The sequence below is a fragment of the Streptomyces sp. CB02261 genome (assembly GCF_001905665.1).
GTDB lineage: Bacteria > Actinomycetota > Actinomycetes > Streptomycetales > Streptomycetaceae > Streptomyces.
Genome location: NZ_LIVX01000001.1, coordinates 504,009 through 525,729, shown reverse-complemented (window position 1 = coordinate 525,729; position 21,721 = coordinate 504,009). Strand labels below are relative to the sequence as shown.

The window sequence follows — 21,721 nt, the reverse complement described above, 5'->3', positions numbered from 1 at the left end:
GACGCCCAGGCCCCGTACCACCATCCCGTCATGACCTGGCACTTCACCGAGGACGCCACCGCGTTCCGTACCGCCGCGGCGGATCACCTCGCCGCCGAGCCCACCCGCAACACCGCCGTGCTGACGCTCATGGACCGGGCCGACCGGCTCGGCTGGTGGGCCGAGCCCGACGGCCGTGTCACGGGCGTGTTCGCCGAGTCGCCGCCCCGCGTGCCCGCGTTCGGGGCGATGACCGTCGACGCCGCCCGCGCCCTCGTCTTCCCGGCGGGCACGGAGCCGACCGAGCTGCGCGGCGAGACGGCGGCGGTGGAGGCGTACGCGGAGGCCTCGGGCCGCCCCTGGACGCCCGTCGTCCGGATGCGGCTCTTCCGGCTCGGCGAGCCGACCCCGCCGGACCCCGCCCCCGAGGGCCGGGCCCGGGTCGCCGGCGGGGCGGACATCCCGCTCGCGGCCGCCTGGGCGCGCGCGTTCGCGCGGGACATCGGGGAGGACCCGGAGCAGGACTTCACGGCGCCGGTCACCGAGCGGATCTCCGAGGGGCGGCTGCTGCTCTGGGAGACCCCCGACGGCCGTCCGGTCGCGATGGCGGCCGTCTCCCGCGTGATCGAGGGCCAGGCTCGCGTCCACCTCGTCTACACGCCGCCCGCCGACCGTGGCAGGGGCCACGCGGCGGGAGTCACCGCGGCCGCCGGCCGGGCCGCCCTGGACGCCGGCGCCGACCACGTCCTGCTCTTCACCGACCTGGCCAACCCCACGAGCAACGCCCTCTACCAGCGCCTCGGCTACCGCCCGGTGACGGATCACCTCGGGGTGGAGTTCGAGTCCGCGCCCGCCTGATCACGCAGGCCGTCAGGGGGCCGGGGGACAGGGGACAGGGACGGGGAATCGAGGGGACGCCCGCGTCAGCGCAGCCCCGCGGCCTCCCGGGCGAGGGTCTCGACCCGGCCCCAGTCGCGGGCCGCGAGGGCGTCGGGCGGAAGCATCCACGTACCGCCGACGCAGCCGACGTTCGGCAGGGTCAGATAGGAGGGGGCGGAGGCGAGGGAGACGCCGCCGGTCGGGCAGAACCGTGCCCGGGGGAGCGGTCCCGCCAGGGACTTCAGGTACGGGACGCCCCCCGCCGCCTCGGCCGGGAAGAACTTCATGGCGTCCACGCCCTGTTCGAGCAGGGCCACGACCTCCGAGGCCGTCGACACCCCCGGCAGGAACGGCACGCCCGACTCGCGCATCGCGCCGAGCAGCCGCCCGGTCCACCCGGGGCTGACGAGGAACCGGGCCCCGGCGCCGACCGCGTCCGCGACCCCGGCCGCCGAGACGACCGTCCCCGCGCCGACGACCGCGTCCGGCACCTCGGCCGCGATGGCGCGGACGGCGTCGAGCGCGGCCGGGGTACGCAGGGTGACCTCGATCAGCGGCAGCCCGCCGGCCACGAGAGCACGCGCCAGGGGCACGGCGTCGGCGGCGTCCTCGATCACGACGACCGGAACGACGGGGGTTCCCGGGGCAAGATCGAACACGCTCGTCATGGCCTCATCCTGCCGGGGTGAGGCATCACCCGCAACGAGCGTTGCAGCATGCGCAACAGCGTGGGGCCCGTCGGCCGCCGCGTGACGGTCACGCGGCGAGCGCGTGCCAGGCGTCGCGTGCCAGGAGCTACTTCCCGGCCACGGCCTAGTGGATCTCGTCCACCAGCACGTCCAGCGCCCCCGCCTTCCCGGCCTCCTCCACCACGTACCCCAGGTCCCGCAGCGTCACCACCAGCTCCTCCGGCGAGCGCGGGGCCGCGCCCGCCTCCAGGAGGCTCCGCACGATCCGCCCCTTCGTCGCCTTGTTGAAGTGACTGACCACCTTCCGGGTCGGCGCGTGCAGCACCCGTACGGTCGCCGTCCGCGCCGCCACCTCACCCTTCGGCTTCCAGGCCGACGCGTACGCCGACGACCGCAGGTCCAGGACCAGACCGTCCCCGGCCGCCTCCGGGAGGACGGACGCCATCGCGCCGCGCCAGTGCGCGCCCAGCGCGCCGAGCCCCGGCAGCTTGACCCCCATCGAGCAGCGGTACGACGGAATCCGGTCCGTCACCCGGACCGCGCCCCACAGCCCCGAGAACACCAGCAGCGACCGCCCCGCGCGCTTCCTGGCCGTCGCGTCCAGCGTCGCCAGACCCAGCGCGTCGTACAGGACGCCCGTGTAGATCTCGCCGGCCGGGCGCGCGCCCGCCGTCCGCAGCTCCACGTTCTTGGCGACCTCACCCCGCAGGCCCTCGCTCAGACCGAGGACCTCCCGCGCCTTCTCCTCGTCGGCCGCGCACAGCTCGACCAGCTCGTCCAGGACCGCCGCCCGCGCCCCCGCGAGCCCCGGCAGGGACAGCGACTCCGGCTTGAGCGGCGCCCCGCGCCCCGAGGAGGCCTTGCCCTCGGAGGGCGGCAACAGCACGAGCACGGTGGTTCTCCTTCGTCCGTACGGGATCGGGGGTGCGGCCCCGGCCGTCAAGACTACAAAGCGCGGCGCCCCTTCCCCGCCGTACGGCCGTTCAGGGTGCCGCACCCGGAACCCCGCCCTACGCTCGGTCCATGCCCCGCCGCCACATTCACGTGACCGGCGCAGCCGAGGCTCCGCTGCGGGCCGCCCTGCGCGCACTCCGTACCGAGCTCGCGATCCCCGAGGGCTTCCCGCCCGCCGTCCTCGCCGAGGCCGAGGCCGCCGCCAAGGCCCCCCGGCTCCCCGCGCACGACGCCACCGACCTGCCGTTCTTCACCGTCGACCCGCCCACCTCCACCGACCTCGACCAGGCCATGCACCTGGCCCGCCGGGCCGACGGCGGCTACCGCGTCCACTACGCCATCGCCGACGTCGCCGCCTTCGTCACCCCCGGCTCCGCCCTCGACGCCGAGGCCCACCGGCGCGCCCTCACCCTCTACTTCCCCGACGGCCGGATCCCGCTCCACCCCGCCGTCCTGTCCGAGGGCGCCGCCAGCCTCCTCCCCGGTGAACCCCGCCCCGCCCTGCTGTGGCGGATCGACCTCGACGCCGAGGGGCGCCGCGTCGCCACCGACGTCCGCCGCGCCCTCGTCCGCAGCCGCGCCAAACTCGACTACGCGGGCGTGCAGCGGCAGATCGACAGCGGCACGGCCGAGGAGCCGCTGGCCCTGCTCCGTGAGATCGGCCGGCTCCGCGAGGCCCTCGAAGCCGAGCGCGGCGGAATCTCCCTCAACGTCCCCGAGCAGGAGATCGTCGAGCAGAGCCCGCGCGGCGAGCGCGGCCCCGACCACACGGACGTTCCATCCGACCCCCACGACCCCACCTACTCCCTCGCCTACCGGGCCCCGCTCCCCGCCGACGGCTGGAACGCGCAGATCTCCCTCCTCACCGGCATGGCCGCCGCCGACCTCATGACCGCCGCCGGCACCGGCATCCTGCGCACCCTCCCCACCGCCCCCGACGGCGCCGTCGCCCGCCTGCGCCGCTCCGCGGAGGCCCTCGGCGTCCCCTGGCCGCACCACGTCTCGTACGCGGACGTCGTCCGCGCCGCCGACCCGACGAACCCGCGCCACGCCGCCTTCCTCCAGGAGTGCACCACCCTGCTGCGCGGCGCCGGGTACACCGTCTTCACCGACGGGCACGTCCCCACGCCCGCCGTGCACGCCGCCGTCGCCGACGAGTACACCCACTGCACCGCGCCGCTGCGGCGGCTCGTGGACCGTTACGCGGGCGAGCTGTGCGTGGCGGCGGTCGCGGGCGACGAACCGCCCGAGTGGGTACGGGCCGCCCTGCCCGCCCTCCCCGACGAGATGGCCGCGGGCTCGCGCCGCGCCAACGCCGTCGAGCGCGAGAGCGTCGACATCGTCGAGGCGGCCCTGATGCGGGAGCGGGTCGGCGAGGTCTTCGACGCGTACGTGATCGACGTGAAGGAGCGCGAGCCGTCCGTCGGCACCGTCCACCTGGACGACCCCGCGGTCGTCGCCCGGATCGAGGGCGGCGCGACCCGGCTGCCGCTGGGGGAGTGGCTGCGGGTCAGACTGACGGAGGCGGACCCTGGGGCGGCGAAGGTGCTGTTCGCTCCCGCGTGAGCCGCCGGAGCCGGTCGAGCAGGGCGCGCGGGTCGTCGGCGTGCACCCGGAGGACCCGTACGGGCCGGGGCGCGCCGAGCAGCCGGGGTACGTCCACGGGCTCGCTCAGCTCGATCGTGACGGAGGTCTGGGAGCCGACGGCGAGGTCGAGCTCGCCCTCGGCCTTCTCGTGCGTGAACAGCAGCTCGTGACGGACGGACGCGATCAGGTCGACGGGGACGCGCACGTCGACGTGCGCGGCCTGGCGCAGCCGCAGGACGTTCCCGGTGAGGGTGTGCGGACGGGTCACGGCGGCGGCGTGCAGCCCGAGGACGAAGAGCACGGTGTACACGTCCAGGACCAGGACGACGGCGTGGACGAGGGGCCAGTCGGCGAGCAGGTACGACATGCCGACCGTCTCGACCAGGCACACGAACGCGAAGCCGTACATCAGCGCCGCCTGGTCCCGCGCGTGCGGGAACACCGCGTCCGCGCCGTCCACCCCCTGCGGCCGCCGGGCCGCCCACCGCACCAGGCTGGTCATGATCCGCAGCTCGTGCCCCATGATCCGCAGCACGGGCCCGGGCACCAGCTCGGCCACGGCCGCCCGCCGGGAGAGCCCGCGGCGGCGCAGCCGCAGATAGGAGACCCCTTCGGCGAGCAGGAGCACGACGGCGAGGAGCTCGGCGACGGCCCACACGGGCCCGGGTATCCGCACCCCGCCCACGAGCAGGACGGCGAGGACGACCTCGGCGGGGAGCACGACGTAGGCGAGGGGACGAAGGAGCCGAACGGTGCGGGACCGGACGGCACCGGGCGGCGGCGCTCCGGGAGGGCGGCTGCCCGGCGCCTCCGTCTCCGCCAGGTGGCCGCCGGACCGTTCCGTCCCCGAGGGACGGCCGTCGTCGAGGTGGGTCGTCATCGGCTCTGCTCCCGTCGGTCCCTGACGAGGCGGATCGCCAGGCGGACGGCCGCCGACTGGGCCGGGGCGAGATCCGCGAAGAAGGTGTCGGCGAGGGAGCCGTCCGGGTGGCCTCCCGAGTCGGCGCCCGGGATCTCCACCCCCAGCTCGTCGGGCAGGCAGTCGGCGAGCACCCGGGCGGCCTCGGTGACCCGCGGGTCGTCCGGGTCCGCTCCGGCGAGCGCGTCGAGCAGCGGGTACAGCACGGGCGCGTGCTCCGCGGTGTCCCGCATCAGGTCCATCAGCCGGGCCCGCTCCGCCTCGGGTACGACGACGTCGAGCAGTGCCAGGATCTCCCGGTCCTTCGCCGCCATGGGGGACTCGGGCAGCTCGCCCAGGCCGGCGAGGAGGGCGGCGAGCTCCGGTGACACGGGCCCCTCGGCGGGCAGCCGCCCGGCCCGCGCCTCGTCCAGGAGCGGGGCGAGGCGCTCCCGCCGCGCCCGGATCACCGCCTCCTGGCGCGCCAGGTCCTCCGCCAGCTCCTCCAGCACCTCCACGAGCCCCCGCCCCTCGTCGTCCGCGAGCACGTCCCGTACCTCGTCGAGCCCGAGGCCCAGCTCGGTGAGCCGGCGGATCCGGGCGAGCAGGACGGCGTCCCGGACGCCGTACTCCCGGTACCCGTTGGCCCGCCGCACGGGCTCGGGCAGCAGGCCCGACTGGTGGTAGTGCCGCACGGCCCGGGGGGTGACCCCGACCAGGGCGGCGATCTCGCCGATACGCATGCGCCCAGTAGAAACCCTGACGCTGCGACAAGGTCAAGCGCGCTCCGTTGCGGCGGGTAGCATGGTCGGCACGGCAGACGAGCCGGGCGGACGGCCGCGTGGAGATCCTCGGATCTTCCCGAGGAACGTCCGGGCTCCACAGAGCAGGGTGGTGGCTAACGGCCACCCGGGGTGACCCGCGGGACAGTGCCACAGAAAACAGACCGCCGGGGACCTCGGTCCTCGGTAAGGGTGAAACGGTGGTGTAAGAGACCACCAGCGCCTGAGGTGACTCAGGCGGCTAGGTAAACCCCACTCGGAGCAAGGTCAAGAGGGGACACCCCGGTGTCCCTGCGCGGATGTTCGAGGGCTGCTCGCCCGAGTCCGCGGGTAGACCGCAGGAGGCCGGCGGCAACGCCGGTCCTAGATGGATGGCCGTCGCCCCGACGACCGCGAGGTCCCGGGGCACAGAACCCGGCGTACAGCCCGGCTCGTCTGCCGGCCCCCGTGAGGAATGGGCCCCCGATCAGGTTCGCGCCTGGTCGGGGGCCTTTCTCCTGATCTCGAAGTGGAAGCAGCCGTACTCCACGGCCCGCACATGGACCAGGGCCACGGCGGGGTCGGCGAAGGCCTCCGTGATGGCTTCGTCCAGGGCTTCGGCGGGGGTCTCCGGGAGTCGCAGGAGGCGGCCGCCGACGATGCGGCCGGCCGGGTCGTAGCGGCGGAGGGTGCGGAGTGCGCCGGGGCGGGTGAAGGGGTACGTCTCCGAGGGAGCGGGGCCGTCGCAGGGTTCGGCGTGGATGAAGACGGTGCCCTGCTCGTCGTACGCGCCCGGTTCCGCCCCCGTCTCCGCGGCCCAGCGCCGCAGCGGCGCGTACGAGACGAGTGCGATCCGCTCGCCGGGGGCGGAGGGGCGCAGACAGCAGCGGAGCGGGTCTCCGGCGTCGGCGGCGGTGGCGGTGTAGGGCACGCAGGCGCGTCCGGCGTCGTCCGTGACGCGCAGCTCGGCGAGGGCGGACGGCTCCACGGCGCGGGGGGCGTAGGTGGTGGGGGTGCTCATACGGTCAGGGTTGCGTGGGCGGAGCCGTACCGCTGGCGGCATTCGGACGCGGCGCTGGGGGCCGGCCGGCGCCGCGTTCCTCCGTGTGCGGGCGACCACGGGGACCGTCGCCTTCCGTGTGCGGGCAGCCGTAGGGAGTCGTCCCGGACGCCCGGTCGTCGCGGCGCCGCTGTCAGTGGGGGATGTCAGGGTGGTCCGAGGACGCGGATACCGCTACGAGAAGGAGCAGCACGATGAGCCGCCACTTCCAGGTCACCTTCGACGCCCACGACCCCCGGACCCTGTCGTCGTTCTGGCGCGATGTCCTGGGCTATGTCCACCCCGGGCCGCCGGGGGTGGAGCTGCCCGAGGGCGCCGACCCGCTGGCCGCGTGGGACGACTTCCTCGCGCGGATCGGCGTCCCCGAGGACCAGCGGAACACGCGGTCGGCCATCGAGGACCCGGAGGGCGAAGGTCCGCGGGTGTTCTTCCAGCAGGTGCCCGAGGACAAGGTCGCCAAGAACCGCGTGCATCTCGACGTCCGCGCGGCCCCCGGCCTGGAGGGGGAGGAGCGGATGGCGGCCCTCGAGGCCGAGTGCGACCGGCTTCTCGGCCTGGGGGCGAAGCGGCTGCGCCGCTTCGAGCCGGAGCCTCCGATGAGCACCGGCTTCATCGTGATGGCCGACCCCGAGGGCAACGAGTTCTGCCTGGACTGACCGCGACCCCTTCCGGGGTCAGTCGAGGACCTCGATCGTCCACTGGGGGTCGCGGTCGTCCGTGCGGACGAAGACGCGCTTGGGGAGCGAGGACCGGTCCTCGAACAGGTCGCGGCCGAGGGCCAGCCCGTTCTGGTCGATCGTGTACGTGCCGCTCCGCAGGTCGGCCAGTGAGGTGATCGTCGTGGCGCCGTCGGCGTCGGCGCGCTGGAGGCGCCAGACGGAGGCGGGGGAGTCGTCGCGGCGGACGGCCACCGGGGCGCGCTCGGTGCCGTCCGAGGCGACGGTCTCCTCCGTGCCCTTCGCGGTGAGACGGAAGCCGTCCGCCTCGCGGGTGATCAGCCACTCCGGCGACCTGGCCCGGTCGGACTCGGCGACGAAGCCGACCAGGGCTCCGTCCTCGACCCCGACCGGGGCCCCCTTCACGTACAGCTTGACGACCTTGCCGGCGTTCGGCATCGCTCCTCCTGGGTGGGATGCGGGTGGGAAGCGGGAGTCGTCCGACCATGGCCCGGACGGCTCCGTTCCGGGCCGGTGAACACGCAGCTCATAGGCCGGGTGGAGCTGAGAAGTCGTCGGAGAGGTGACAGTTCCGCGCGCCCGGCCGGGGGTGCGCGCCGGTCCGGTGTACGGGTGGGGGCATGACGATCTCCGTGCATCAGCTCACCGACCCCGCCGTGCGTGCCTTCGTCACGGCCCTCAACGCCAACGACGAGGACGCCTTCCGGGAGGCCCTCGCGCCCGGCGCGACGATGTCCGACGACGGGTCCGACCGAGACCTGGCCGCGTGGACGGAGAAGGAGGTCTTCTCCTCGCGCGGGCACATGGAGATCGAGTCCGAGAAGGGTGACGGGCGCGACCTCGTCGCCCGCTACCGCAACGACACCTGGGGCGAGATGCGGACCCGCTGGCGCTTCACCGTCGAGGGCGGGAAGATCGCCCGCTTCGAGACCAGCCAGGTCTGACCGGACGAGGGGCCGGCCCCGGACGGGTCAGCCCCTCCCGATGTACGGCATCCCCGTCGCCATCACCGTCGCGAACTGCACGTTCGCCTCCAGCGGCAGGGATGCCATGTGCACGACCGTCGCCGCCACGTCCGCCGCGTCCATCACCGGTTCCGGCGCCAGCCGCCCGTCGGCCTGGAGGATGCCGGTCTGCATGCGGGCCGTCATCTCCGTCGCCGCGTTGCCGATGTCGAGCTGGCCGCAGGCGATCCGGTACGGGCGCCCGTCGAGCGACAGCGACTTCGTCAGGCCCGTCATCGCGTGCTTCGTCGCCGTGTACGCGATCGAGTGCGGGCGCGGTACGTGGGCGGAGATCGAGCCGTTGTTGATGATCCGGCCGCCCTGCGGGTCCTGCTCCTTCATGGTCCGGAAGGCGGCCTGGGCGCAGAGGAACGCGCCGGTCAGGTTGACGTCGACGACCGCGCGCCAGGTCGCCGGGTCCAGGTCCTCGACGGGGACGCCGCCGCCCGCGAACGTACCGGCGTTGTTGAAGAGCAGATCGACCCGGCCGTAGCGGTCCCGCACCGCGGTGAAGAGGGCCGTCACCTGCTCGGCGGAGGTGACGTCCGTCGGGACGCACAGCACGTCCGGGGAGGCCGCGGCCGCCGCCGTCTCCTCCAGGGCCTCCGCCCGGCGCCCCGCCAGGGCCACCGACCAGCCGGCCGCCGCGAGGGCCAGTGCCACGCTCCGGCCGATGCCCGACCCCGCTCCCGTCACCACTGCGATGCTCATGGGCGCGCAGCGTACGCGAGACGCGTGCCCCATGAACTCATCGTTCCGACACGTGGATGTTCTGTACCCGACAACGTGAGGTCGTCGGGCCCCCCTCGAATGACGGACGGACAGCATCCGTCTGGGGAGGGGCACATGGCTCACATAGAAGATCACAGCGAGGAACTCCGCGCCGCCGCACGGCACTTCGGCCGCCGGAGGTTCCTCACCGTCACCGGGGCCGCCGCGGCCCTCGCCTTCGCCACCCAGCTCCCCGCGGCCGGGGCCGCGGCCGCCGCCGAGTTCGACGGCAGGCGCCTCACCGAGGACCCGTTCACCCTGGGGGTGGCATCCGGCGACCCCCTGCCCGGGTCCGTCCTCCTCTGGACACGGCTCGCGCCCCGGCCGTTCGAGCCGGGTGGCGGGCTGCCGGCCGAGCGGGTCTCCGTCCACTGGGAGCTCGCCCGGGACGAGCGCTTCACCCGGACCGTGCGGCGCGGCCGGGCCACCGCGCACCCGGAGTTCAGCCACACCGTCCACGTCGAGGTGGAGCACCTCGACGCCGGCCGCGAGTTCTTCTACCGCTTCCGCGTCGGCGCCTGGACCAGCCCCGTCGGGCGCACCCGCACCGCGCCCGCGCCCTGGGCCCGCCCCTCCGCCCTGAAGCTCGCCGCCGTCTCCTGCCAGGCCTACCACGACGGGTACTTCACGGCGTACCGCCATCTCGCGGACGAGGACGTCGACGTCGTCTTCCACCTCGGCGACTACCTGTACGAGTACGCCGTGAACGCCACCGGCGGCGCCCGCGCCTACACCGACCGCACCCTCCCGGCCGTCTTCGCCCGCGAGACGATCACCCTGGAGGACTACCGGCTGCGCTACGGCCTCTACAAGTCGGACCCCGATCTGCGGGCCGCGCACGCCGCCCACCCGTTCGTCGTCACCTGGGACGACCACGAGACCGAGAACAACTACGCGGGCGGCACCCCCGAGAACGGCGTCCCGCCGGAGGAGTTCCTGCTCCGCCGCGCCGCCGCCTACCGCGCCTACTGGGAACACCAGCCGCTCCGCGCGCCCCAGCGGCCCGAGGGCCCCGACATGCGGCTCTACCGGCGGCTGCGCTTCGGGAGCCTGGCCCAGTTCGACATCCTCGACACCCGCCAGTACCGCTCCGACCAGGCGTACGGGGACGGCTGGCAGGTCCCGGGACCGGAGTCCGAGAACCCGGCGCGGACGATGACGGGCGCCGCCCAGGAGCGGTGGCTGCTCGACGGCTGGGGGGCCTCCCGGGCCCGCTGGAACGTCCTGCCGCAGCAGGTCGTGTTCGCCGAGCGCCGGGACCGGCCCACCGCGGACTTCAAGCTCTCCATGGACTCCTGGGACGGCTACCCGGCCTCCCGGCGGCGGCTCCTCGCGGGCGCGGAGGCCGCCGGGGTCGAGAACCTGATGGTGCTCACCGGCGACGTCCACGTCGGCTACGGCCTCGACCTCAAGGCCGACTTCCGCGACCCGGCCTCCCGGACCGTCGGCACCGAGATCGTCGCGACCTCGATCGCCAGCGGCAAGGACGGCGCCGACCGGCCCGCCACCTACGACAAGCTCATGCAGGCCAACCCGCACCTGCGGTTCTTCAACGGCCGCCGCGGCTACGTGACCGTCGCCCTCGGCGCCGAGGCCGCCCGGGCCGACTTCCGTACGGTGCCGTACGTGACGACCCCGGGCGCCCCCGTCACCACGGCCGCCTCCTTCGTCACGGAGGCGGGCAACCCGGGTCTCACGCCGGCGTGACCAGCGCCTCCTGCGGATAGCGGACGCCGATGCGGTCCCGTACCGCGTCGAGCGTCCGCATCACGGCGAGCGAGCCGTCGAGGGGGACGAGCGGGGACTCGGTGCCGCCCGCCCGCAGGCAGCGCATGACCTCGGCGGCCTCGTGCCGGAGGGAGTGGGGGTCGTCCTCGTTGACGAACTCCTCCGGGTCCCGGCCGTCGCGGTACAGGGTGAACCGTTCGGGGAAGAAGAAGCCGCGCGGCAGCTCGATCCGGCCGAGCGTGCCCGTCACGGACGCGGTCAGCGGGGTGTCCGCGACCAGCGAGCAGGACAGCAGCGCCGACGCCCCCGTGTCCCAGCCGAGCAGCATGCCCGTGTTGAGGTCGACGCCCTCCGGCGAGAGCAGCGCGTGGGCCTGGACGGTGTCCGGCTCGCCCAGGAGCAGCTGCGCGAACGACACGGGGTACACGCCCAGGTCGAGCAGCGCCCCGCCGCCCACCGCGGGGTCCCGCAGCCGGTGGTCCGCCGTGAACGGGCCGACGAGCCCGAAGTCCGCCTGGACGGACCTGATCTCACCGATCACCCCGCCGCGGACCAGCTCCACGAGCCGCCGGACGAGCGGGTTGCAGTACATCCACATGGCCTCCATGAGGAAGAGGCCACGGTCCCGGGCGCTGGTGACCAGCTCCTCCGCCTCGCGGGCGTTGAGGGTGAGAGCCTTCTCGCAGAGGACCGCCTTGCCCGCCTCCAGGGCGCGGCCGGCCGCCTCCCGGTGCGCGTGGTGCGGCGTCGCCACGTACACCACGTCGACGTCCTCGTCGGCGAAGAGCCCTGCCCAGTCCCCGTACGCCCTCGGGATCCCGAACCGGTCGGCGAAGGCCTTCGCCGACGCCTCCGTCCGGGAGGCCACCGCGACCACCTCCGCGCCGTCGAGCGTCAGCAGGTCCGTCGTGAACCGCTCCGCTATGCCGCCGGTCGCCAGGATTCCCCAGCGCACCTTCTCGCTCATGTTCCCCACCCATCAAGAGAGGCCTCGACCATGCCGGTCGAGCTGAGAGCATAGGCAAGGTTTCAACGAAATGGAGCGGTCGATGCCGGAAAGCGGCCAGAAAACAACACAAGAACACATAACCGAAACCGCCCCCGGCGAGGCCGCCCGGCGGACCGGGCTGCTGGTCACCCTCGTCCTGGGCGGACTGACCGCCCTGCCGCCGCTCTCCATGGACATGTACCTGCCGGCGCTGCCGGAGGTCACCGGCGCCCTGCACGCCCCCGCGGCCACCATCCAGCTCACCCTCACCGCCTGCCTCGCCGGCATGGCCCTCGGCCAGCTCGTCGTCGGCCCCATGAGCGACCGGTGGGGCCGCCGCCGCCCCCTGCTCATCGGCATGATCGTGTACGCCCTCGCCACCGCCGTCTGCGCGCTCGCGCCCACCGCCGAACTGCTCATCGGCTTCCGGCTGCTCCAGGGACTCGCGGGCGCCGCCGGCATCGTCATCGCCCGCGCCGTCGTCCGTGACCTCTACGACGGCGTGGAGATGGCCCGCTTCTTCTCCACCCTGATGCTGATCTCCGGCGTCGCCCCGATCATCGCGCCCCTCATCGGCGGCCAGATCCTGCGGATCACCGACTGGCGGGGCGTCTTCCACGTCCTGACCGTGATCGGCGTCCTCCTCACCGTCGTCGTCTGGCGCTTCCTCGACGAGACGCTGCCCCCCGAGCGGCGCCACGAGGGCGGGGTCGGCCAGGCCCTGCGGACCATGCGGGGCCTGCTGGCCGACCGGGTCTTCGCCGGCTACATGCTGACCGGCGGGCTCGCCTTCGCGGCCCTCTTCGCGTACATCTCGGCCTCCCCGTTCGTCGTCCAGGAGATCTACGGCGCCTCGCCGCAGACCTTCAGCCTGCTCTTCGGGCTCAACTCGATCGGCCTCGTCGCCGTCGGCCAGATCAACGGCAAGCTGCTCGTCGGCCGCGTCAGCCTCGACAAGGCGCTCGGCTGGGGCCTCGGCACCATCGTCCTCGCGTCGCTCGCGCTGCTCCTCATGACCAGCGGTGTCTTCGGCGAGGTCGGGCTCGTGCCCGTCGCCGCCGGACTGTTCGTCCTCATGTCCGCGATGGGCCTCGCCATGCCGAACACCAACGCCCAGGCTCTGATGCGCACCCCGCACGCCGCCGGGTCGGCCTCCGCGCTCCTCGGCACCACGTCGTTCCTCGTCGGCGCCGTCGCCTCCCCGCTCGTCGGCATGGCGGGCGAGCACACGGCCGTTCCCATGGCGGTCGTCCAGCTCTCCTGCGCCGTCCTCGCCGTCGCCTGCTTCCTCGGTCTGTGCCGCCCGTGGCAGGCCGCCCCGGGAGCCGAAGGGGCCCGGCGTACGGCGGCCTAGACTGTCTCGGTGAACGCCTCGCTCCCCTCCGCCGACTCGCTGCGCGCCGCCCTCGCCGGGCTCCTCGACGGGCTGCCGCCCACCCGGGCCGCGCAGGCCGTCGAGCGGCTGATCGCCAACTACCGGGGCACCACCCCGACGGACGCCCCCGTGCTGCGCGACCGCTCCGACGTCGCCGCGTACGCCGCGTACCGGATGCCGGCGACCTTCGAGGCGGTACGGGGCGCCCTCGGCGCCCTGCGCGAGGCCGCGCCCGACTGGGAGCCGCGTACCCACACCGACGTCGGCGGCGGTACGGGCGCGGCGAGCTGGGCCGTCGCCGAGGCCTGGGAGGAGCGGCCGCCCCGCACCCTGGTCCTCGACTGGGCCGAGCCGGCCCTCGCGCTCGGACGCGAGCTCGCCGGCGGGACCCTGGACGCCGAGTGGCGCACGGCCAGGATCGGCGGCGCGCTGCGGCTCGCGGACACCGACCTCGTCACCGTCTCGTACGTGCTCAAGGAGCTCACCGAGGCCGACCGGGCGGCCCTCGTGACCGAGGCGGCGCGCGCCGCGCGGACGGTGGTGATCGTGGAGCCCGGCACCCCCGACGGCTACGAGCGGATCATCGCCGCCCGCACCCTCCTGATCGACGCCGGGTTCACCGTCGCCGCGCCCTGCCCCCACAGCGGGGCCTGCCCGATCGCGCCGGGCACGGACTGGTGCCACTTCTCGGCCCGGGTGAGCCGCTCCTCGCTGCACCGGCAGGTGAAGGGCGGCTCGCTGCCGTACGAGGACGAGAAGTACAGCTACGTGGCGGCGACCAGGGAGCCGGCGACCCCGGCGGTCTCCCGCGTCACCCGCCGGCCGCAGATCCGCAAGGGTCTGGTCCTCCTCGACCTCTGCGGACCCGACGGGCTCGCCCGCGAGACGGTCACCAAGCGCCACGGGCCCCTGTACAAGCAGGCCCGCGACGCCGAGTGGGGCGACTCCTGGCCGCCGGCGGACGCTCAGGCCTGACGGCGGTCCTTTCCAGGCTGGCGGAGGTACTTTCCGGACCCGGCCTAGGGCCGCAGCTCCTGGGTGCAGCACTTCACGCTGCCGCCGCCCTTGAGGAGCTCGCCCAGGTCCATGCCGATCGGCTCGAAGCCGCGACGGCGCAGCGGCTCGTAGAGACCCACCGCCGCCTGCGGCAGCAGCACGTGACGCCCGTCGCTCACCGCGTTCAGACCGAGGGCCGCCGCGTCCTCGGCCGTCGCGATCAGGGCGTCGGGGAAGAGCCGGGCGAGGACGCGACGGCTGCCGGGCGAGAAGGCGTCCGGGTAGTACATGACCTCGTCGCCGGCGTCGTCCAGGACGCACAGCGCGGTGTCCAGGTGGTAGTAGCGCGGGTCCACCAGTTCGAGGCCGATCACCGGGCGGCCGAAGAACTCCTGCGCCTCGTCGTGGGAGAGCGGGCTGGAGCGGAAACCGCGCCCGGCGAGGATCCAGGAGGCGGTGACGGCGAAGTCGCCCTCGCCCTCGTTCACGTGCTCCGGGGCCCGCACGTCCTCGTCCGCCCAGCCGTTCCCGCGGAACCAGGCCAGGTGCGCCTCGGCCTCGGCCGCGCGCTCCGCGTGGGCGAACCGCGCGCCGAGGACCCGGCCCTCGACGACTGTGGCGCCGTTCGCCGCGAAGACCATGTCCGGCAGCGCCGGGTCGGGGGTGAGCAGCTCGACGGTGTGGCCGAGCGCGCGGTAGCGGTCGCGCAGGTCCTCCCACTGGGCGAGGGCGAGCGGCAGGTCGACCGGTTTCGTGGGGTCCATCCACGGGTTGATGGAGTACGTCACCGTGAAGTGCGCGGGTGGGCACATCAGGTAACGGCGGGGCGAGGACGAGCGCGGAGTGGGGCGCAATGAGGGCTCCTCACGGACGGGTGGGCGGAAGAACCGAAGAACGGTGGACCCCATGGTCCGCCTTCGGAGCCCCGCACGCTGTGGACCGTTCGGGTGGTTCGGAATCAGCCACCTCAGACGAGACGTGACGTCTCGCTGGCTGTTAGATTGGGCGCATGTCCGAGACCAAGGCCCCCGACGCCTCCCGCCGCAGCGAACGCTCCCGCCGCGCCATCTTCGACGCCGCCCTCGCCCTCGTCACCGAGACCGGCTACGCGAAGACCACCATCGAGGGCATCGCCGCCCGCGCCGGCGTCGGCAAGCAGACCATCTACCGCTGGTGGCCCTCCAAGGCGGCCGTCCTCCTCGACGCCTTCCTCGACCTCCAGACCCGCACCGCCGAAGCCCAGGGCGGCGACCCCGACAGCGGGATCCCCGACACCGGCGACCTCGCCGCCGACCTCAAGCTCGTCCTGCGCGCCACCGTCGACGAGCTGAACGACCCCGCCGTCGACGGCCCCACCCGCGCCCTCGCCGCCGAGGGGGTCGTCGACCCCGAGCTCGGCGCCCGCTTCACCGCCGCGCTCCTCGAACCCCAGCTCCAGTACTACGCCCGCCGTATCGAGGCCGCCCAGGCCGCCGGTGACGTCGACCCGGACATCGACCCCCGCACCGCCCTCGAACTGCTGGTCGGCCCCCTCCACCACCGGTGGATCCACCGCACCCTGCCCCTCACCCACGCCTACGCCGACACCCTCGTCGACCTCGCCCTGCGCGGCCTCGCCCCGAGACGCCCCTGAGGCACCGAGGGGCACCCCGGTTCCGCACTCCGGTCACCCGAGGCGCAGGATGGTGGGACCATGGGAAGAGCCGAACGGGCGAGCATGAGGTGTGAGGGGATAGATGGGCGACGGCATCGGCCGCTACCGCGGCACGGAGAGCAAACTCGCACAGTGGCTGCGCAGGCGCCCCAAACGCACCGCGGCCGAAGACGAGAACGACCGCGAGAAGCTGCTCCTGGCCACCGCCGCCGCCGGGCTGCCCCTCGCCCCCGCCGCGTATCCCGTCGGCTACAGCTGTTCCTGTGAGCGGATCGGCTGTCCCACCCCCGGCCGGCACCCCGTCTCCTTCGCCTGGCAGACCCAGTCGACCACCGACCGCGCCCAGATCGAGCGCTGGGCGCGGAACGCGCCGGAGGCGAACTTCATCACCGCCACCGGCATGGTCCACGACGTCCTCGACGTACCGCTGGCCGCCGGCCGCGCCGCCCTCGACCGTCTCCTCGCCGAGGGCGTCGAGGTCGGGCCGGTCGCCGAGTCCGCCGACGCCGACCCCCAGGCCGGGCGGATGCTCTTCTTCACCGCCACCCGTGGCACCCCCGAGGACGAGGACGAGTGGTGGCCGTGTGAGCTCGACTGCCACCCCGAGACCATGGACGAGCACCCGGGGCTCCGCTGGCACTGCCGCGGCAGCTACGTCCTCGTACCGCCCGCCCGCCTCCCCGGCGACGAGAGCGCCCACCCGGTCGTCTCCTGGCTCCGCGGCCCCGAGCACCCCCTGCCCGACCCGCTGAACCTCCTGGAGACCCTCCAGGACGTCTGCGCGCGCCACGTGGCCGAGCGCCAGGCGGACGGCGACGGGGAGCACCCGGCCCACGAGATCGCCTGGCCGCTCACCCGCTGACCGGCCGCGCATGGACCGGCGTACCCGCTGACCGGCCCCGCGTGCCCGCCCACGTACCGGCGGACCCGCTGATCGACCGGCCGCCCGCGCCCGCGTATGGGCCGGCGGACCCGCTGATCGGCCGCGCGTGCCCGCCCGAAGGCGCGCGCCGGGCGGCCGACTCCCGCGGCTCGTGCGCTACGAGCCCTGTGCGCCGACCACGCCCTGGAGCCGGCCCGTGATCGTGACGCCGTCGCCGGCCGCGCCGGCCGGCGGCACCAGGGCCACCTGGTTCGACACCCACTCCCGGGTGACCGTGTTCTTGACCTCGCCGGTCAGCAGCGCCTTGACGCCGGGGTCGACCTTGGGCCGGTAGCCCGGCGCCGCCGTCTGCCGCTCGAAGAACCGGGTGGCGAAGAAGACGAACGCGCCACCGTCCTTCGTCCGCAGCCCGAGCGGCGCGAAATCGCCCTGGTTCGCGGACCGGTCGAGGTACTGCGTGGCGAGTCCCGGCCGCTTGGCCGACTTCTGCCGCTGCTCCCGCCACTGCGAGGTGTGCGGCCCCGCCGCGAACGTCTCCGGCTGCCCGTCCTTCAGATACGAGACGTACCGCTCGCCGAGGTCCGCGGGCGCGACCGCGAGGGCCCCGGCGTCCGCGGCGACCGGCACCGCGTACCCGTCCTCCTCGGCGAACTCCGGTACCGCCGACGGGCCGAGGACCACCAGATGCGCGACCTCCCACAGCTGCTGCGGTCCGTTGCGGACGAAGACGAGGAGCCAGCGCTGGTCACCCGCGCCCTCGTCGTCGTCCCGGTTGGGGTCGGTGTCCGCGAGGAACCAGCGCGGCCAGCCCGCCTTCCGGGGCAGGACGAAGCGCGCGTCCGTCAGTTCGAGGGGCTTGTGGTCCGGGTTGCCCCCGGGGGTGGTGATCGCGCGTGCGCGCAGACCCGCCTGGTTGATCTCCCCCAGCGGACCCGTGACCCTGGCGGCGTCCAGGGCCGGGTCGTGGGCCTTGTCGGCCCGGTTGTAGGCGCTCGTGAAGTCCGCGAGGGCCTGCGCCGCCTCGGCCTCCGTCGCCGGCGGCAGCAGGGCGAGTTCGCCGTGCACCGTCACGCAGCCGCTCGCCGTCAGCGCCAGGACGGTCGCCGCCGCCGTGGCCGCGAGGAGCCTCGCCGGCCGTGCCGACAGCCGCTCAAGCGGTCTCGGCGTTCGCCTCAGCCTCAGCCTTCTCATCGGTCGCCTTCTGCTTCTTCACCCGCACGGACGGACCCGACCCTATCGGGGCGAGGAACAGCGCGAGCGTCGGGACCAGATACAGCGCCCACACCGTGACCTGAAGCACCGTCGGGTTCGGCTGGAAGTTGAAGACGCCCTTGAGGAGGGTGCCGTACCAGCTGTCCGGCGGGATCGTCGCCGAGACGTCGAAGGCCTTGTCCGCGAGGCCGCCGAGGAAGCGGGCCTCCTGGAGGTCGTGCACGCCGTACGCGAGGACGCCCGCCGCCACCACGACCAGCATCCCGCCGGTCCAGGTGAAGAACCTCGCCAGGTCGATCCTCAGCGCCCCCCGGTAGAACAGCCAGCCGAGCAGCACCGCGGTGAGCAGACCGAGCAGGACCCCGGTCAGCGGCGCGTACGTGCCGTCGGACGAGGCCCGGACCGACGCCCACACGAACAGCGCCGTCTCCAGGCCCTCCCGGCCCACCGCGAGGAAGGCGGTGGCGACCAGGGCGCCCGTCCCCATCCGCAGGGCCTCGTCCAGCCTGCCGTGCAGCTCCGCCCTCAGGTGCCGGGCCGTGCGCCGCATCCAGAACACCATCCAGGTCACCAGGACCACCGCGACGACCGACAGCGAACCGCCGAGCAGCTCCTGCGCCTCGAAGGTCAGCTCCTGGGAGCCGAACTCGAGACCGGCGCCGAAGGCCAGGGCGACGCCGACGGCCACGCCGATGCCGGTCCAGATCGGCCGGAGCGCGTCCCGGCGCCCGGTCTTCACCAGGTACGCGATGAGGATGCAGACGACCAGACTGGCCTCGAGGCCCTCGCGCAGGCCGATCAGATAGTTGCCGAACACGTCGGCTCCCTCCCTGGGATCCGTGAAGAGCTACGAGAACAGCGCCCGGCCCCACCAGTCGTCCTTGTCCCGGACGCCCGGCGGGATCGCGAACAGCGCCGAACCCACGTGCTGGATGTACTCGTTGAGGGCGTCGGCGCGGCCGAGCGAGGTCTGCACCGGGATGAAGCCGGTGCGGACGTCCCTCTGGTACGCCAGGAAGAACAGCCCCGCCTCCAGGCGCCCGAGCCCGTCCGTGCCGTCGGTGAAGGAGTAGCCGCGCCGCAGGAGCGTCGCCCCGCCGTTGGTGTCGGGGTGGGCGAGCCGGACGTGCGAGTCCGGCTTCATCGCCTTCAGGAACGGCTCGTCGTGCTCCCCGGCCTTGCCGACGGGGGCGCCCACGCGCTTGTCGCGGCCGAAGATGTCCTCCTGCTCGGCGAGCGGCGTACGGTCCCAGGTCTCGATGTTCATCCGGATGCGGCGGGCGACGAGGTACGAGCCGCCGTCCATCCAGGCCGCGCCGCCCTCGGCGTCCTTGCCGGACACCCACACGTGCCGGGCGAGCCGCTCGGTCTCGGTGCCCGCGATGTTGCGGGTGCCGTCCTTGAAACCGAACAGGTTGCGCGGGGTCTGGGCGTCCGGGGTCGTCGACGAGGTCTTGCCGAAGCCCAGCTGCGACCAGCGCACCGCGACCGTGCCGAAGCCGATCCGCGCGAGGTTCCGGATGGCGTGCACGGCGACCTGCGGGTCGTCCGCGCAGGCCTGGACGCACAGGTCGCCGCCGCTGCGCGCCGGATCCAGGTTGTCGCCCGGGAACCTGGGCAGCTCCACCAGGGCCCCGGGACGCCTGTCCTTCAGCCCGAACCGCCCGTCGAAGAGCGTGGGGCCGAAGCCGATCGTGAGGGTGAGGCGGGACGGCTTGAGGCCCAGGGCCTCGCCGGTGTCGTCGGGCGGCGCCTCCGGCAGTCCGCCGTAGGCGCCCTCACCGACCTCGGCGCCGGCCGTCATGCGCTCGGCGGCCCGTGTCCAGTCCTTGAGGAGTTGCACCAGCTCGGCGCGGTCCTCGGTGCGTACGTCGAAGGCGGCGAAGTGCAGCCGGTCCTGGACGGGGGTGGCGATGCCGGCCTGGTGCGGGCCGTGGAACGGCACGGCCGCGCCGCTGTCCCCGGCCGGGACCGGGGCCGCGCTGTCCCGGGCCAGCAGGGCGGCGCCACCGGCCGCGGCGGCCCCGAGCGCGAGCCCGGCTCCACCCCAGCCGATGACCGTACGACGGGAGGGCGTGACGCTCTCCGGCACGGCGTTCTCCGGTGCGGCGGCCTCCGCCACGGCCGGCTCCGGCGCGGGCGACTCCGGCACGGCGGTCTCGTCGGCGGGCTCGCTCATGTCGGGGGTCCCGTCCCTTACTTGACGACGGCGGCGGCGAGCTTGGAGAGCGGCTCGGCCAGCGCGTTGACGCCGTCCGACAGCTCCTTGCGCTCGGCCTTGCCGACCTTCTCGTACGAGGTGAAGACGTAGCCGCTCTTGTCCGTGCGGTACTTGTCGAGCAGCGCGTTCAGGGCGGCGAACTGCTTGTCCAGTTCGGCGACGAGCTTCGGGTCGTTCTTCGAGGCGACCGGCTTCAGCAGGTCGAAGGACTTGTGGGCGCCCTCGACGTTCGCCTTGAAGTCGACGAGGTCGGTGTGCGAGTAGCGCTCCTCCTCGCCGGTGACCTTGCCGGTGGCGACCTCGTCCAGGAGTTCCTTGGCGCCGTTGGCCATGGAGGTCGGGGTGATCTCGGCCTTGCCGACCCGCTTCACCCAGTCCGCGAGGTCCTTGTCCAGGGTGTCGGCGAGGGCCTTCTCGGCGGCGCCGATCTTCTTGTCCTGCCAGAGCGCCTTCTCCAGGCGGTGCCAGCCCGTCCAGTCCTTCGCCGGGTCCTGGCCCGCTTCCAGGCCGTCCTCGCGGACGTCGACCTTGGGGTCGATGTCGCCGAAGGACTCGGCGACCGGCTCGGTGCGCTCCCAGCCGATCCGGGACTCGGCGTAGGCCTTCTTCGCGGCCTCGACGTCACCGGCGCGGACGGCGTCGGTGAAGACCTTCGCCTTGGGGAGGGTCGCGTCCGCCTGCGCCTGGACGTACTGGCGGTAGGCGGCGACGGCTGCGTCCATCTCGGGGGAGCGCTTCGGGCCGGCGGCGCCGGCGCCGGTGACCTCCACCTCCTGCCGGATGCCCGCGCCGGTCATGCCGGGCTTGCAGACGATCGCGTAGGCACCGGCCTTGATCTCGGCGGTGACGGTGGCCTTGGTGCTGGGGCCGATGTTCTCGCGCTCGGTGACGATCCGGTCGTCCGGGTAGAGGACGTAGACCTCGGTGACCTTGGAGCCGCGGTTCTCGACGGCCAGCTTCACGTGGCCGGCCGGGAACCGCTTCTGCGACACCTCGCAGGAGTCGTCCTTGGCGACGACGGTGATCGCGCCGTCCCCCGCCTTGGCGTCGCTCTTCTCGGTGCAGCCCGTGACGGCGGTCAGAGCGGCCGCGGTCGCGGCGGCGGTGACGACGGAGAAGCGGACGGCGCGCATGAGTACTCCAGGAGCGGGGGAACGGGGCTGAGGCGGACCTAACTTAACCGAGGCTTACCTCAGTCATACCGGCCCGTCCAGTGATTCGGCTCTCACATCCGGCGACCGGACACGGTCAGGTCACAGGGACTCCACGGGGCCCTCATCACCTGGTCAAGTCCCGGTCAAGGAGGAGGATTCGCCCCGCTTCCGGTGACCGTCGGGCAGGCGGCCCGACGACGGTCCGGTACGACGCGGGGGACCCCGGTCCGCGGGCCGTACGAGGGCCCGGG

The 21,721-nt window shown here is 73.9% G+C and carries 22 protein-coding genes and 1 other RNA gene; 10 read left to right on the top strand and 13 right to left on the bottom strand.

Annotated elements, in window-relative coordinates; genetic code table 11:
- The first annotated feature begins 30 nt into the window (after window positions 1-30).
- Window positions 31-837, top strand: a complete 807-nt coding sequence (locus AMK29_RS02355) for a GNAT family N-acetyltransferase (RefSeq protein ID WP_073806916.1) — start codon at window positions 31-33, stop codon at window positions 835-837.
- A 65-nt stretch (window positions 838-902) separates the two neighbouring features.
- Here AMK29_RS02355 and eda read toward each other — a convergent pair whose 3' ends face one another.
- Together eda and yaaA are read right to left on the bottom strand one after the other, a co-directional pair.
- Window positions 903-1,526, bottom strand: coding sequence for a bifunctional 4-hydroxy-2-oxoglutarate aldolase/2-dehydro-3-deoxy-phosphogluconate aldolase (gene eda, locus AMK29_RS02350; RefSeq protein WP_073806915.1), 624 nt, complete (start codon window positions 1,524-1,526; stop codon window positions 903-905).
- Window positions 1,527-1,671: 145 nt separating this feature from the next.
- On the bottom strand, window positions 1,672-2,439 hold the full coding sequence (yaaA, locus tag AMK29_RS02345; RefSeq protein WP_073806914.1) for a peroxide stress protein YaaA: 768 nt from the start codon (window positions 2,437-2,439) through the stop codon (window positions 1,672-1,674).
- Window positions 2,440-2,570: 131 nt separating this feature from the next.
- On the opposite strand from yaaA, the gene AMK29_RS02340 reads away from it, so the two are divergent.
- Window positions 2,571-4,067, top strand: a complete 1,497-nt coding sequence (locus AMK29_RS02340) for an RNB domain-containing ribonuclease (RefSeq protein ID WP_073806913.1) — start codon at window positions 2,571-2,573, stop codon at window positions 4,065-4,067.
- On the opposite strand, the gene AMK29_RS02335 is transcribed toward AMK29_RS02340, so the two are convergent.
- Both AMK29_RS02335 and AMK29_RS02330 read right to left on the bottom strand, forming a co-directional pair.
- Window positions 4,012-4,968, bottom strand: a complete 957-nt coding sequence (locus AMK29_RS02335) for a hypothetical protein (RefSeq protein ID WP_073806912.1) — start codon at window positions 4,966-4,968, stop codon at window positions 4,012-4,014. The two genes, AMK29_RS02340 and AMK29_RS02335, sit on opposite strands and share 56 nt — an antisense overlap.
- Window positions 4,965-5,729 (bottom strand): MerR family transcriptional regulator, encoded by a 765-nt coding sequence (locus tag AMK29_RS02330; RefSeq protein ID WP_073806911.1) that lies wholly within the window; start codon window positions 5,727-5,729, stop codon window positions 4,965-4,967. The genes AMK29_RS02335 and AMK29_RS02330 overlap by 4 nt, the downstream gene beginning before the upstream one ends.
- A gap of 78 nt (window positions 5,730-5,807) precedes the next feature.
- Here AMK29_RS02330 and rnpB point away from each other — a divergent pair.
- An RNA gene (rnpB, locus tag AMK29_RS02325) (RNase P RNA component class A) lies at window positions 5,808-6,206 on the top strand.
- Between the two features lie 28 nt (window positions 6,207-6,234).
- Here the strand turns inward: rnpB and AMK29_RS02320 are convergent.
- Window positions 6,235-6,768 (bottom strand): DUF1203 domain-containing protein, encoded by a 534-nt coding sequence (locus AMK29_RS02320; protein ID WP_073806910.1) that lies wholly within the window; start codon window positions 6,766-6,768, stop codon window positions 6,235-6,237.
- Window positions 6,769-7,001: 233 nt separating this feature from the next.
- Between AMK29_RS02320 and AMK29_RS02315 the strand changes: the two genes are divergently transcribed.
- Complete coding sequence (locus tag AMK29_RS02315) at window positions 7,002-7,463, top strand: VOC family protein (RefSeq protein WP_073806909.1); 462 nt, start codon at window positions 7,002-7,004, stop codon at window positions 7,461-7,463.
- Between the two features lie 18 nt (window positions 7,464-7,481).
- On the opposite strand, the gene AMK29_RS02310 is transcribed toward AMK29_RS02315, so the two are convergent.
- Window positions 7,482-7,922, bottom strand: a complete 441-nt coding sequence (locus AMK29_RS02310) for a hypothetical protein (protein WP_073806908.1) — start codon at window positions 7,920-7,922, stop codon at window positions 7,482-7,484.
- A 182-nt stretch (window positions 7,923-8,104) separates the two neighbouring features.
- On the opposite strand from AMK29_RS02310, the gene AMK29_RS02305 reads away from it, so the two are divergent.
- Window positions 8,105-8,428, top strand: coding sequence for a nuclear transport factor 2 family protein (locus tag AMK29_RS02305; RefSeq protein ID WP_073806907.1), 324 nt, complete (start codon window positions 8,105-8,107; stop codon window positions 8,426-8,428).
- A 27-nt stretch (window positions 8,429-8,455) separates the two neighbouring features.
- Here the strand turns inward: AMK29_RS02305 and AMK29_RS02300 are convergent, their stop codons facing one another.
- Window positions 8,456-9,232, bottom strand: a complete 777-nt coding sequence (locus AMK29_RS02300; protein ID WP_073806906.1) for an SDR family oxidoreductase — start codon at window positions 9,230-9,232, stop codon at window positions 8,456-8,458.
- A gap of 102 nt (window positions 9,233-9,334) precedes the next feature.
- Between AMK29_RS02300 and AMK29_RS02295 the strand changes: the two genes are divergently transcribed.
- Complete coding sequence (locus AMK29_RS02295; RefSeq protein WP_073806905.1) at window positions 9,335-10,966, top strand: alkaline phosphatase D family protein; 1,632 nt, start codon at window positions 9,335-9,337, stop codon at window positions 10,964-10,966.
- Here AMK29_RS02295 and AMK29_RS02290 read toward each other — a convergent pair.
- Window positions 10,953-11,954 (bottom strand): Gfo/Idh/MocA family protein, encoded by a 1,002-nt coding sequence (locus tag AMK29_RS02290; protein ID WP_073806904.1) that lies wholly within the window; start codon window positions 11,952-11,954, stop codon window positions 10,953-10,955. The genes AMK29_RS02295 and AMK29_RS02290 overlap by 14 nt on opposite strands.
- An 82-nt stretch (window positions 11,955-12,036) precedes the next feature.
- On the opposite strand from AMK29_RS02290, the gene AMK29_RS02285 reads away from it, so the two are divergent.
- Window positions 12,037-13,329 carry a Bcr/CflA family multidrug efflux MFS transporter gene (locus AMK29_RS02285; RefSeq protein ID WP_073806903.1) on the top strand — a complete coding sequence of 431 codons (1,293 nt, stop codon included), beginning with the start codon at window positions 12,037-12,039 and terminating at the stop codon, window positions 13,327-13,329.
- A gap of 9 nt (window positions 13,330-13,338) precedes the next feature.
- Window positions 13,339-14,325 (top strand): small ribosomal subunit Rsm22 family protein, encoded by a 987-nt coding sequence (locus tag AMK29_RS02280; RefSeq protein WP_073806902.1) that lies wholly within the window; start codon window positions 13,339-13,341, stop codon window positions 14,323-14,325.
- A 44-nt stretch (window positions 14,326-14,369) separates the two neighbouring features.
- Here the strand turns inward: AMK29_RS02280 and ddaH are convergent, their stop codons facing one another.
- On the bottom strand, window positions 14,370-15,200 hold the full coding sequence (ddaH, locus tag AMK29_RS02275) for a dimethylargininase (protein WP_338012725.1): 831 nt from the start codon (window positions 15,198-15,200) through the stop codon (window positions 14,370-14,372).
- Window positions 15,201-15,355: 155 nt separating this feature from the next.
- On the opposite strand from ddaH, the gene AMK29_RS02270 reads away from it, so the two are divergent.
- Window positions 15,356-15,979: a TetR/AcrR family transcriptional regulator gene (locus tag AMK29_RS02270; protein WP_073806901.1), complete on the top strand. Its 624-nt coding sequence runs from the start codon at window positions 15,356-15,358 to the stop codon at window positions 15,977-15,979.
- A 103-nt stretch (window positions 15,980-16,082) separates the two neighbouring features.
- Entirely contained in the window at window positions 16,083-16,862 is a 780-nt protein-coding gene (locus AMK29_RS02265; RefSeq protein WP_073806900.1) for a bifunctional DNA primase/polymerase, read from the top strand.
- A gap of 177 nt (window positions 16,863-17,039) precedes the next feature.
- Here AMK29_RS02265 and AMK29_RS02260 read toward each other — a convergent pair whose 3' ends face one another.
- From AMK29_RS02260 to efeO, 4 genes are read right to left on the bottom strand one after another with little or no spacing between them, the layout of a single operon-like run.
- Window positions 17,040-18,074: a hypothetical protein gene (locus tag AMK29_RS02260; RefSeq protein ID WP_073806899.1), complete on the bottom strand. Its 1,035-nt coding sequence runs from the start codon at window positions 18,072-18,074 to the stop codon at window positions 17,040-17,042.
- The gene (gene efeU, locus AMK29_RS02255) at window positions 18,034-18,912 is read right to left on the bottom strand and encodes an iron uptake transporter permease EfeU (RefSeq protein ID WP_073806898.1); all 879 of its coding nucleotides are present in this window, start codon (window positions 18,910-18,912) and stop codon (window positions 18,034-18,036) included. The genes AMK29_RS02260 and efeU overlap by 41 nt, the downstream gene beginning before the upstream one ends.
- Window positions 18,913-18,942: 30 nt before the next feature.
- Window positions 18,943-20,274, bottom strand: a complete 1,332-nt coding sequence (gene efeB / locus AMK29_RS02250) for an iron uptake transporter deferrochelatase/peroxidase subunit (protein ID WP_241845063.1) — start codon at window positions 20,272-20,274, stop codon at window positions 18,943-18,945.
- 17 nt (window positions 20,275-20,291) lie between these two features.
- Entirely contained in the window at window positions 20,292-21,449 is a 1,158-nt protein-coding gene (gene efeO, locus AMK29_RS02245) for an iron uptake system protein EfeO (protein ID WP_073806897.1), read from the bottom strand.
- Between the last annotated feature and the right edge of the window lie 272 nt (window positions 21,450-21,721).